10 protein-coding genes are annotated in these 12,463 nt (G+C 52.0%); 5 read left to right on the top strand and 5 right to left on the bottom strand.

The window, feature by feature from the left end; translation table 11 throughout:
* The first annotated feature begins 129 nt into the window (after positions 1-129).
* On the top strand, positions 130-462 hold the full coding sequence (locus J4E70_RS11830; protein ID WP_213889638.1) for an Hpt domain-containing protein: 333 nt from the start codon (positions 130-132) through the stop codon (positions 460-462).
* Here J4E70_RS11830 and ilvA read toward each other — a convergent pair.
* On the bottom strand, positions 459-1,706 hold the full coding sequence (gene ilvA, locus J4E70_RS11835; protein ID WP_213889639.1) for a threonine ammonia-lyase IlvA: 1,248 nt from the start codon (positions 1,704-1,706) through the stop codon (positions 459-461). The two genes, J4E70_RS11830 and ilvA, sit on opposite strands and share 4 nt — an antisense overlap.
* A gap of 190 nt (positions 1,707-1,896) precedes the next feature.
* Here ilvA and J4E70_RS11840 point away from each other — a divergent pair, with 190 nt between their 5' ends.
* Together J4E70_RS11840 and J4E70_RS11845 are read left to right on the top strand one after the other, a co-directional pair.
* Entirely contained in the window at positions 1,897-3,120 is a 1,224-nt protein-coding gene (locus J4E70_RS11840) for an argininosuccinate synthase (protein WP_213889640.1), read from the top strand.
* 181 nt (positions 3,121-3,301) lie between these two features.
* Positions 3,302-4,282, top strand: coding sequence for a Hint domain-containing protein (locus tag J4E70_RS11845; protein WP_213889641.1), 981 nt, complete (start codon positions 3,302-3,304; stop codon positions 4,280-4,282).
* On the opposite strand, the gene J4E70_RS11850 is transcribed toward J4E70_RS11845, so the two are convergent.
* Positions 4,279-4,998: a sulfotransferase-like domain-containing protein gene (locus J4E70_RS11850; protein WP_213889642.1), complete on the bottom strand. Its 720-nt coding sequence runs from the start codon at positions 4,996-4,998 to the stop codon at positions 4,279-4,281. The two genes, J4E70_RS11845 and J4E70_RS11850, sit on opposite strands and share 4 nt — an antisense overlap.
* A gap of 211 nt (positions 4,999-5,209) precedes the next feature.
* Between J4E70_RS11850 and msrA the strand changes: the two genes are divergently transcribed.
* Complete coding sequence (msrA, locus tag J4E70_RS11855; protein WP_213889643.1) at positions 5,210-5,878, top strand: peptide-methionine (S)-S-oxide reductase MsrA; 669 nt, start codon at positions 5,210-5,212, stop codon at positions 5,876-5,878.
* On the opposite strand, the gene J4E70_RS11860 is transcribed toward msrA, so the two are convergent.
* On the bottom strand, positions 5,875-6,756 hold the full coding sequence (locus tag J4E70_RS11860; RefSeq protein WP_213889644.1) for a ribokinase: 882 nt from the start codon (positions 6,754-6,756) through the stop codon (positions 5,875-5,877). The genes msrA and J4E70_RS11860 overlap by 4 nt on opposite strands.
* On the bottom strand, positions 6,757-9,015 hold the full coding sequence (locus J4E70_RS11865) for an NADP-dependent malic enzyme (RefSeq protein ID WP_213889646.1): 2,259 nt from the start codon (positions 9,013-9,015) through the stop codon (positions 6,757-6,759).
* A 177-nt stretch (positions 9,016-9,192) separates the two neighbouring features.
* Here J4E70_RS11865 and mutS point away from each other — a divergent pair, with 177 nt between their 5' ends.
* Entirely contained in the window at positions 9,193-11,850 is a 2,658-nt protein-coding gene (gene mutS, locus J4E70_RS11870) for a DNA mismatch repair protein MutS (RefSeq protein ID WP_246531720.1), read from the top strand.
* Positions 11,851-11,876: 26 nt separating this feature from the next.
* On the opposite strand, the gene J4E70_RS11875 is transcribed toward mutS, so the two are convergent.
* Positions 11,877-12,452 carry a nucleotide exchange factor GrpE gene (locus tag J4E70_RS11875; RefSeq protein WP_213889648.1) on the bottom strand — a complete coding sequence of 192 codons (576 nt, stop codon included), beginning with the start codon at positions 12,450-12,452 and terminating at the stop codon, positions 11,877-11,879.
* Between the last annotated feature and the right edge of the window lie 11 nt (positions 12,453-12,463).

Below are 12,463 nucleotides of genomic sequence, written 5' to 3' on the forward strand. Positions count from 1 at the left end.
GGCGCAGTCTTAACCGGTTCTGAATCATAAATATGTAACTGTTCCAGATGGCGAGAGTTACCAATTTTTAAGGCTTTGCGCCCTAACATCGAAAGGTCCCGTATAGAGCGCGGAGGAAAGGGTGTGGAAATGATAAACTGGGCGCGCGTTAACGAGCTTCGGCAAGAAGTTGGTGAAGAAGATTTTGGCGAAGTTGTAGAGCTTTTTCTCGAAGAGGTTGATGAAACCTTGACCCGCCTTAAATGTGCACCCGATCCTGATACCTTCGAAGAAGTAATGCATTTTCTGAAAGGCAGCGCGCTGAACCTCGGCTTCCTTCACCTTGGTTCAATTTGTCAGGCAAGCAAGGTTGCCGCGTCGCAGGGTCGTCCCGAAGATGTTGATCTGGAAGCTCTTTTTTCAACATATGCTCTTTCGAAAAAAGAATTTCTACAGTCTTCGGGTGTTAAAATCGCGGCCTAAATTACGAACTCGGAAAGCGTTTCGTCGTTCGTTATATCTCGGAACGTAAAGCCGGCACTCGCCAGTTTTTCAAACAGAATATCGAAATTTTCGGGCCGCTTGGTTTCTATCCCGATCAGAACAGAGCCAAAGTTTCGGGCCGATTTTTTGAAATACTCAAACCGTGCAATGTCATCATCCGGCCCCAACAAACCCAGAAACTCTTTCAATGCGCCCGGACGCTGGGGTAGCCGCAATATAAAATACTTCTTCACGCCAGAAAATCTTTGAGCGCGCTCTTTAACCTCGGGAAGCCGTTCAAAATCAAAGTTGCCACCAGATGTAATGCAGACCACCGTTTTACCCCTGATCTGATCGGCAAGTTCCGGCAACACATCAACAGAAAGCGCGCCCGCTGGCTCAAGAACGATACCCTCGACATTCAGCATTTCGATCATCGTTGCGCATATGCGGTCTTCTGGCGACAAAAGAACATCTTCAGGTTTGATACCTTTAAGCGCCTTAAAGGTTTTTTCTCCAATCCGGGCAACCGCAGCCCCGTCGACAAAGTTGTTGACGCTGTCCAGCGTCACTGGCTCCCCCGCTGCGACCGCCGCCGTTAGGCTTGCGCCGCCGCTGGGCTCCACGAAACGAAGTTCGGTCTTGGCGCCTATTGAACGAAGGTAGGAACGGATCCCCGCCGATAGGCCGCCACCGCCAACCGGTAAAACAATCATATCTGGCGCGCAGGAAAGCTGTACCAGAATTTCTGCCGCGACCGACGCCTGACCTTCGATCACATCGTCATCATCAAACGGAGAAAGAAAATGCGCCCCAACCTCTTTGCAATAAGCCTCGGCAGATTTGAGGGTGTCGTCAAAGTAGTCTCCGGTAAGGCGAATTTCGATTGAATCGCCTCCAAAAATACGTGTCTTATCAACCTTTTGCTGTGGTGTCGTGACGGACATAAAGATTACCCCATGAACGCCAAAATGCTTACAAACAAAAGCCACGCCCTGTGCGTGGTTTCCGGCGCTTGCGCACACAAAAGTGTGCTGATCTGGCCTCTTCTCAAGCTCTTTGAGCATAGCGTTAAACGCACCGCGTATCTTGTAAGAACGGACCGGTGAAAGATCCTCTCGTTTCAACCAGATTGATGCCTCATATCGCTGCGAAAGGTGATCATTTCGCAGCAAAGGTGTCTCTGGAAACACGCTGCGCATTTCTGCTTCTGCAGCGCGCGCTTTTTTGGAAAAGTCATTCATATACCAGATGTGCCTTGAAGCACGTGTTGGTGCAAGTCTGATCCAGCGTAATTGCGGCGACCGAGAGGATAATTGGCGACCGCGCAAATAAGAAAACCTCGCATTTGCAGCATTGTTCTGCGGCTTGCCTTGCCCTGCACCAAAAAACCCGATAATCGCCGAGCGATTGCTCAGACGACGGGAGTCCCTTATGTCCGCCCCAAAAAAAGTTGTGCTTGCCTATTCCGGGGGTCTAGACACCTCTATCATTTTGAAATGGCTACAGACCGAATACGGTTGCGAGGTTGTAACCTTTACCGCAGACCTTGGCCAAGGCGAAGAGCTGGAACCGGCGCGCGCCAAAGCAGAGCTGTTGGGGATAAAGCCCAAAAACATTTTTATTGAAGATGTGCGCGAAGAATTTGTTCGCGACTTCGTGTTTCCGATGTTTCGTGCCAATGCTGTCTACGAAGGGCTCTACCTTCTTGGTACATCCATCGCCCGGCCGCTGATTTCCAAACGCCTGATCGAGATCGCAGAAGAAACAGGCGCAGATGCTGTTGCGCATGGCGCAACGGGTAAAGGCAACGATCAGGTTCGGTTCGAGCTTTCTGCCTATGCGCTTAATCCTGATATTCGGGTCATCGCCCCTTGGCGCGAGTGGGATTTGACCAGCAGAACCCGTTTGCTTGATTTTGCAGAAAAGAACCAAATCCCCATAGCCAAGGACAAGCGCGGAGAAGCACCGTTCAGCGTTGACGCCAACCTTCTGCACACGTCCTCCGAAGGAAAAGTTCTGGAAGACCCGGCAAATGACGCGCCCGACTATGTCTATCAACGCACCGTTCACCCGGAAGACGCACCAAACGAGCCCGAGTTTATTGAGGTTGGCTTTGAGAAAGGGGACGCCGTTTCAATTAATGGCGTCACGATGAGCCCGGCTGAGGTTTTGACCAAGCTAAACGAGTTTGGCGGAAAGCACGGCATCGGCCGTCTTGACCTTGTTGAGGGTCGATTTGTTGGCATGAAGTCACGCGGTATTTATGAAACGCCGGGCGGAACTTTGTTGCTCGAGGCGCACCGAGGCATCGAATCCATCACCATGGACCGCGGCGCGATGCATCTAAAAGACGAGTTGATGCCAAAATACGCAGAGCTTATATACAACGGGTTTTGGTACAGCCCAGAGCGTGAAATGCTGCAAGCCGCCATTGATCATAGCCAGGAATTTGTCACCGGTACGGTACGGATGAAGCTATACAAGGGCCATGCGCGTACAGTTGGCCGCTGGTCAGATTATTCGTTGTATTCCGAAGAGCATGTGACCTTTGAGGATGACGCAGGCGCATACGACCAAAAAGATGCTGCTGGTTTCATCAAACTCAACGCCTTGAGATTGCGCTTAATCGCAATGCGAAATCGCAGGGCACACTGACGCGTTTCGCGGGCGAAACACCCTTAAAAACAACAGCTTTAAATAAGGCCGGATTGCGATGCAGTCCGGCTTTTGAGCCAAAATTTAACCAAAGTTAATATTTAGATTAGCGCTAGGTTTAGGTTTTATTTCGCGTTTTGGCTCATAAAGCCAATTTGCGGCTGTGTTTAGGTTTAGGGTAATGCCAGTTCGGACGATAACGATTTACGAGGTGAACAATTCCTACGTTTCCAGTGGGTCTACGTCGCCTATTTTAAACGTTGTCACACTAACCATAAACGACGACGACGGTGTTCTTGATGCGAACAGCGGTGCTGATAGTGGGACTGATCAGACCTTTACCACCTCCTTGGGGACGGCATCCGGCTATACCTTCCGTTACAATGATACCAGCTTGGTCGGCGGAACATCCCAGACGATAAAAACATTCCAGCTTGTTATTGGCGGAACGACCCGGTCCTTCATTATGAACGACGCGGGCGACAGTATTCCTGGGGCAACCACCGGGTCCTCGGTAAATTTGCAATCCTACGCAAATTACACGCCGATTAATTATACCGCGTTGCCTTGCTTCGTAACCGGAACGCGGATTCATACGGTAAGCGGTTGGCGCGCCGTAGAAAAGCTCCGCGTTGGTGACAAAATCCCAACGCACGATAGCGGTGTTCAAACCGTGAGATGGGTTGGTTCGGCTACGCTTTCTTACCGCGATCTTCTGAAGGCGCCGCATATGGCGCCGATCGCTATTCCAAAGGGCGCGCTTGGCCCTGACACTCCCAACAGGGATCTTAGGCTTTCGCCGCAACACAAGGTTCTTCTGTCCGGGTGGTCTGTCGAACTTACGGCCGGCCTTGAAGAGGCTTTCGTTCCAGCGAAATACCTGGTTGGAAAGAATGGGATCCTCATTGATCAGACCTGTGCAGAAGTCACCTATCACCACATCCTGTTCGACAGGCACGAGGTGATTGTCAGCGAGGGCTTGCAAACGGAAAGCTTTTTGCCTGGCGACACAATCCGAAACGCGATGGACAAAGAAACGCTACGTGAGATTCTTTCGCTTTTTCCAGAACTTAGCGATCCGAAAAGTAATCGGCAGACACAAAATGCACGCCCGGTTTTAAAACCTTATGAAATCGCTGCTTTAACCATGGTCGCGGCCTAAAGGCTCAGTTTCTTTAAAGACAGTTTTTCATAGAAAGGCATCGCTTCCTGCGCGACTGCTTCGTAGTCGGGACTAAGACGTGGCAATCGTCCCTCAGCGCCAGCAAAGCCGGTGCTCCGGTGAACAGCGCCATACCAGTGTTTGGCCCAGACACCGTCTTCTCTATGACCACCGGCCGGCCAGCTTAACATCGCAGGGTCAAAGTTAAGCCCGATCACCTCGCATAGTTTTGACAGCATTCCCTTCGGATTTTCACGAATGTCGTGCGAATCAATGACAAGCGGCGTACCGCCCATATCCCGGACTTCATCATAAAGTTCTGCCTGCTGGCGAAACCCAATGTCATCTAGAGTCGGGTTTTCGCGCTTTGCGGCGTAGCTCGCTACAACACGTGCCGGGTGGCGAATCAGGAAGACGTTTACAACGTTATTCATCCAGCCCCGGTCAAAACCCTCAACCATATGATGTGTCATGTGTTTTTGATAAAAATGAGGCTTTCCAGCTGGTACAAGACCAATGCACCGTTCCGAAACGCGTTTTGCACAAACGTCACCGGCCGCAATAATAGCATCGCCCATCGGATGTTTCAGACCAGTTACAGCGAGATATGCCGCATAATAGGGCTCATCCCAAACAGCAAAATCTTGACGCGAACCAAAGGAGTACATCATTGCCGTCGAAAGATTTCTTGGTCCGGACCACATTGCGATGCGCATTATAAACTTCTGCCATCCATTTTTCATACACCCGGCTTGTTAGTGGCCTTTGGTCTTTTATAAACAAACCCGCGTACACAGAAAATTGGCAAAAATGGGGCGTTCTTTGCTGTTTTATGATAAACTGAGTTCACCTATTCGTGAATACAACTGACTGTGACTTGTAGCAATCAGCATACTACCGCAGAGTTTCGGCTGCAGGAGGAAATCTATGTCTCAAACAGTACCGCAGTTCAAAATAGTTGTCTTGGCAGTCGTGATGCTATTCGCCGTCGTGCTCGACTGTTCTCGCGCAAATGCGGGCTCCAGGGAAACGGCTATTTTCGCCGGGGGGTGCTTTTGGTGCGTAGAATCAGATTTTGAAAGCGTTTCCGGGGTAACCCGTGCCGTTTCCGGGTTCATAGGTGGAACGTCTGCGAATCCGACATACCGTCAAGTTTCAAACGGCGGGACCGGGCATCTTGAAGCCGTTGCAATAACATTCGATCCGGAAAGGATAACCTACCCCCAGCTTGTTCACTTGTTCTTTCGGTCAATTGACCCAACGGATGCTGGTGGTCAGTTCTGCGACCGGGGAGACAGCTATCGGACCGCGATTTTTTATACAAGCGAAGCACAACGACAAGCCGCTGAAGCCGGCAAGGCAGAGGCGAGGCGCGCGTTGGGCCAAAGAATTGTAACCCCTATTTTGCCAGCGTCCAGATTCTATCCCGCAGATGAATCACATCAAAACTACTACCGGGGCAGAAACCGCATCATCACGCGGTGGGGCGTAAAGCGGCAATCAGACGCATATGAAGCATATCGTCAGGCTTGTGGCCGGGACAGCCGCGTTAAGGAGCTTTGGGGTGCCGCCGCACCATTTGCGAGCCATCACTAAGTTCTGAGCGCCAAAAACTTTTCTACGTCACCACGACGCGGGATCGCATCCGCTGTTCCGTGCCGTGTGACTTTAATGGCCGCGGCTGCCGACGCCAGTTTGAGCGCCTCTCTTATTTCCATCTCCTGATCAAGCCCCGCAGCCAAATATCCCGCAAAGGTGTCGCCCGCACCCGTTGTATCAACCGCAGAAACATCAAACGCGCGTGTTTTTACGATACCCCCCGTTGCATGAGTCCGCCACTCGGACCCTTCTCCACCTTTTGTAACGAGCACGTTTGAAACAGGAAAATCTTCTAAATTCGTCTCTAATTCGGCGCAAAGCTGTTCCGCTTCAATTTCATTCAGCGCAAGAACCGAAAGGAACGGAAGTATCTCTCTGGTTTTTTCGACAGAGAAGGGTGCGGCTGAATAAAAAACGCGCATTCCTAATTCTGCGGCCTTTGCTGCCGTGAAGCATTGCAGCGATGTTTCGTTTTGTAAAAGCAAAATATCGCCGTGCTTAGCGCCGTTTAGAGCCTGCAGAATGCGTCCTTTATCTTGTTCAGCATTCGCCCCTTGAAAGATAACAATGGCGTTTTCGGCATGTTTGTCGATGTTGATTATTGCGTGGCCCGTCGGAACTTCGACAATTGCGATGTTAGCGACATCTACCCCAAATTCTTTTATCCGTTCTACCGCCCAGCGCCCGTCTTTTCCGACGGAACCTATATGCACAACAGCAGACCCGGCCCTTACCGCCGCAACAGATTGGTTTGCCCCCTTGCCGCCAAGCCCTTTCCGAAATCCGGTCGCTGCCAGCGTTTCACCAGGCTTCGGTAGGTGCGGAACATCATAAAAATAATCCGCATTTATCGAGCCAAGATTAAAAATGGTCATCTAACCGACCCTATTTGCCGCAATCACCGCCATGTTCAGAATGTCGTTCACGGTGGAACCCGTGGCGCAGATCTGCACAGGCTTATCGATACCTATTAAAATCGGGCCGATGACTGTCGCTCCGGCCATCTCCTGCATCAATTTAACAGAGATCGACGCTGAATGGCGCGCAGGCACAACCAAAACATTCGCGGGGCCTGTCAGACGTGAAAAGGGATAATGCGCCATCGCGTTCATGTTCAGGGCAACGTCTACTGTCATCTCTCCTTCAAATTCGAAATCGACACCGCGTTTTTCAAGAATCTCGGGCGCAAGGTGCATTTTTTCGGCGCGCTCTGACACCGGATAGCCGAATGTGGAAAAGCTCACAAAAGCAACACGCGGCTCAAGACCAAGAGTGCGCGCGACGCTTGCGCCACGTTCCGCAATATTGGCCAGATCTTCTGCATCCGGCCACTCGTGCACCAAGGTATCGGCAACCAGAACGACGCGGCCTTTGTGTAGCAGAGCGGTTACGCCAACTGCGCCAGTTTCGGCCGTTGCATCAAATACATGGTTGATGAGTTGGAGCACATTCGCAGATTTCCGCGTGGCGCCCGTAACCATACAGTCGCCATGGCCGTGCGCCAGCATCAAAGATGCAAACACGTGCCGGTCACGTGCCGCGAGCCTGTGGATGTCGCTATGGTCAAACCCGTGACGCTGCAGTCTTTTGTAAAGAAAGCTTTTATATTCTTCCAGATGTGTCGTGTTTGCGGCATTTACGATTTCAATTTCTGAAACCGCCTCTGCAAGTCCGGCAGCGCTTAGTTTTTCGACCACGTCCTGTTCACGCCCTACGACAAGAGCCGTTCCAAGGCCGCTACGTTGATAAGCAACTGCTGCACGAAGAACCCTCGGATCATCACCTTCAGCAAAAATCATGCGCGCTTGTGCTGCTTTGGCCCGGGTGTGAATGCTCCGCAACATTGAAGCCGTCGGGTCCATTCTGGCCTTCAGGGATTCGCGGTAACCTTCCATGTCGACAATGGGGCGACGCGCGACCCCCGTGTCCATCCCGGCACGGGCAACTGCCGGCGGGATAATGTAGATCAGCCTGGGGTCAAACGGTGTTGGGATAATGTAATCACGGCCAAACGTCAGCTTGCGGCCATAGGCCATCGCAACTTCGTCCGGTACATCTTCGCGAGCTAGTTCTGCAAGTGCACGCGCGCAAGCGATTTTCATTTCGTCGTTGATGGCGCGGGCATGAATATCAAGCGCTCCGCGAAACAGGTAAGGAAAGCCAAGAACGTTGTTCACCTGATTTGGGTAATCAGAACGGCCCGTCGCAACGATTGCGTCCTCGCGAACGGCATGTGCCTCTTCTGGCGTTATTTCCGGATCGGGGTTCGCCATCGCAAAGATAACCGGGTCTTTCGCCATGTTAGAGATCATTTCAGACGTCACAGCGCCTTTGGCTGAAACACCCAAAAACACATCTGCGCCTTTCATCGCATCGTCGAGGGTGCGTAGTTTGGTTTTGACAGCATGGGCTGATTTCCACTGGTTCATCCCCTTAGCCCGACCCTGATAAATTACGCCCTTGGTGTCACAAGCGATGCAGTTATCATGACGTGCGCCCATAGACTTTAAAAGCTCGATGCAGGCGATCCCTGCTGCGCCCGCTCCATTCAGAACGATCCGGCAATCCTCGATCTTTTTACCCGAAATATGAAGCGCATTGATAAGCCCTGCCGCGCAAATCACCGCCGTACCGTGTTGGTCGTCGTGAAAGACCGGAATATCCATCACTTCTTTAAGGCGCTGTTCAATGATGAAGCATTCAGGCGCTTTGATGTCTTCAAGGTTGATGCCACCAAAGCTGGGGCCCATCAGGCGTACGGCGTTTATGAACTCGTCTGCATCCTCGGTATCAAGCTCCAGGTCTATCGAATTCACATCCGCGAAGCGTTTGAAAAGAACGGCTTTGCCTTCCATCACTGGCTTGGACGCAAGCGCGCCCAAGTTTCCAAGCCCCAGGATGGCGGTACCGTTTGAAATAACGGCAACCATGTTTCCCTTGGTTGTATAGTCGTAAGCGAGCTCTGGGTTTTCTGCGATCGCCTCAACCGGAACAGCAACACCGGGCGAATACGCTAAAGACAGGTCACGCTGAGTGGTCATAGGCTTGGTTGCCGATATTTCATACTTCCCCGGTTTTGGGTCCATATGATAGGCGAGCGCCTCTTCTGCAGTGACTTTATTTTTATTCGCCATAATCTTTCGTCTTCCCTAGCTAAGGCTGCTTAACCTACACAAGAATCCGTTTCGTACAATATGATGATTCAACTCTTCCTTGCGAACGCCCGCAATGCGGGTCATTTTCGCGGTGCAGAGCGACCAGATTTATTGCATTGTCACGTTGCAGGTTAGGCAAAGGAAGAAATCAGGACTATGGCGACGGCCGGCACCACCACTGTAACCCCAATGATGGCACAATTTCTGGAGATAAAATCCCAGTATAAAGACGCGCTTTTGTTCTATCGGATGGGTGATTTCTACGAGATGTTCTTTGACGACGCTGTGGCAGCGGCAGCTGCGCTCGATATTGCGCTTACAAAGCGGGGTAAGCACAACGGTGCTGATATTCCGATGTGCGGCGTCCCGGTGCATTCTGCTGAAGGATATTTTTTGACCCTCATTCGCAAAGGGTTTCGCGTAGCCGTTTGCGAACAGCTTGAAGACCCCGCCGAGGCGAAAAAGCGTGGTTACAAGGCTGTTGTAAAGCGGGGCGTCGTTCGGCTTGTTACGCCCGGGACTTTGACCGAAGATTCACTGCTGGAAGCACGGCGAAACAATTACCTTGCTGCGTTTGCAACCGTCAGAAATGAGGCAGCGCTTGCCTGGGCAGATATTTCAACGGGCGAGTTTCATGTGACCTCCTGCCCGCTTGTCCGATTGGGGCCAGAACTGGCGCGTCTTGCACCGCGAGAGTTGCTTATTGTTGATGAGAATGAACCAGATTGTGCTGATATAGTCTCTGATTTGGACGTTTCTCTCACTCCGCTCGCCCGATCAAGTTTCGACAGTACGTCTTCGGAAAAGCGTCTTACTGCGCTGTTCGATGTTAACACGATAGATGCCTTTGGTCAGTTTTCCCGGGTCGAATTGTCGGTCCTCGGTGCGATTGTCGAATATCTGGATATAACGCAAAAGGGGAACCTGCCACTGCTGCGCCCACCCGTTCGTGAAGGCGCGGGCGCGGTCATGCAGATTGACGCGGCTACGCGACGAAATCTTGAGTTGACGTGTAATATGGCGGGCGGTCGTGATGGCTCTTTAGTGGCCGCGATTGACCGAACAGTGACAGCGGGCGGTGGGCGGTTGCTTGAGAAACGTCTCTCAAGCCCCTCGATGGATCTCAGTACCATAGGGGCGCGACTGGATTCCATTTCCTATCTGCTGGAAAAAAGCAAACTTACGGCAGGCCTGCGCGCTACGCTTAAAAAATGCCCGGACATGGACCGCGCTTTATCCAGGCTTGCGCTTGACCGTGCCGGCCCCCGGGACCTTACGGCCATTCGTAATGGGCTCGGCCAGAGCCAACAAATTTCCAAGCGCCTGAAAGAAGAAAACCTACCGCCGCTTTTGGGGATCTCGGCGACCGCGCTTAATGGGCACAACAAATTGCTTGATCTGCTTGATGCGGCTCTCGTTGCCGAACCCCCTTTGCTGCTGCGCGACGGTGGCGTTATCGCGCCAGGATACGATGAAGAATTGGACGAGGCCCGGCTTTTGCGTGATGAGGGGCGTGGCATCATTGCGAAATTGCAAACCGAGTACGCCGATCAAACCGGAATCTCTACACTAAAGATCAAACATAACAATGTGCTTGGCTACTTCATCGAAACAACAGCGACACACGCGGCAAAAATGCTGTCCGAGCCGCTGTCAGAAGTTTTTATTCATCGCCAAACCACAGCAAATGCTGTTCGGTTTACAACGGTGCCCCTTTCCGAACTAGAAACGAAAATTTTGAACGCTGGGCAGCGGGCCCTGTCTATAGAAAAACGTCATTATGCCGCCTTAAAAGAGGCTGTTTTGGCAGTTTCGGATAAGGTCTCTTCGGCCGCGTCAGCGATTGCGGAAATTGATTTGGCGGCTGCTTTTGCTGATCTGGCTGCGGGCGAAGGCTGGTGTAAGCCAACGGTCGACAACAGCCGTGATTTTGAGGTCATCGCTGGTCGACACCCGGTGGTTGAGCTTGCGTTACGAAAGCAGGGTGGTGCTGGCTTTATTGCGAATGACTGTGCGTTTCAACCTGGCGGCGGCGCAAGTATATGGTTGCTGACTGGCCCAAATATGGCCGGTAAATCAACGTTCCTTCGTCAGAACGCGCTTATCGCTCTGCTCGCGCAAATCGGTTGTTTTGTACCCGCAAAATCTGCGCGCATTGGCCTTGTTTCGCAACTGTTCAGCCGTGTTGGGGCGTCTGACGATCTGGCGCGAGGGCGCTCCACCTTTATGGTGGAAATGGTCGAAACCGCTGCCATTTTAAATCAGGCAGATGAACGAGCCTTCGTGATCCTAGACGAAATTGGGCGCGGAACGGCAACCTATGACGGGCTTTCCATCGCCTGGGCAACGCTCGAACACCTGCACGACGCCAACAAATGCCGCGCGCTTTTCGCAACCCACTATCACGAAATGACCACTCTCGCTGAAAAACTCTCTGGTGTCGAAAACTCAACCGTCGCTGTCAAGGAGTGGGAGGGCGACGTCATATTCCTGCATGAAGTTCGAAAAGGTGCCGCGGACCGGTCTTATGGAGTGCAAGTCGCGAAGCTGGCTGGCCTTCCTGAAGCGGTTGTCAACCGTGCGCGCGTTGTCCTTGAGGCGTTGGAGAAAGGTGAACGTGAAGGCGGGGTTCGCCAGAAAGCGCTGATTGACGATCTTCCGCTTTTTTCTATCGCGGCCACAGCGCAGCCGAGTGTCCCGGCCAAATCTTCGGCGGTTGAAGAAAGGCTGAACGAAACGCAGCCAGATGAACTTACGGCGAAGCAGGCTTTAGACTTAGTTTATGAGCTAAAAGATCTTTCGCGCGAAAAATAAGCCCCGGCTTGTAGCCGGGGCTTATCTTATTTCTTCGAAGGCGTTGATGAAACACCAACTTGCGCTGGCCGGAGCAGCCTGTCGTGCAGTAAGAAGCCTTCTGCCATAACCTGTATAATATCACCTGCTTTGGTGTCAGGGACTGGGGCTTCAAACATCGCCTGGTGCAGCTTTGGATCAAACCGATCGCCGACTTCCGGTGCAATTTGTTCGATGCCATGTTTTGCGAACACGGTTACAAGCTCGCGCATTGTCAGATCGATACCTTCAAGCAGCGCTGCGTTCGCTTGGCGCTGTTCATCAGTAACTGATTCAATTGCGCGCTTTAAATTATCGTGCACTGGCAGCATGTCACGCGCCAGTTTTGAGCCGCCATAATTTTCGGCTTCGCGGCGGTCACGCTCGCTGCGTTTGCGGGAGTTTTCCGCATCTGCCAGAACACGCATGAAGCGGTCTTTCAGCTCGTCCCGCTCTGCCCGCAAAACTTCGAGCTCGTCCAGCTCGATCTCTTCTTGCGTTGCTCCTTCTTCGTCTTTGGCAAAAAGCTCTGCCTCGATTGTCTCGATGTCGTCCAGAAAATCTTCTTTTTTTGCGTCAGCCATGACTTAGTCCC

It is taken from the genome of Pseudohalocynthiibacter aestuariivivens, from assembly GCF_018457175.1.
Classification (GTDB): Bacteria; Pseudomonadota; Alphaproteobacteria; order Rhodobacterales; family Rhodobacteraceae; genus Pseudohalocynthiibacter; species Pseudohalocynthiibacter aestuariivivens.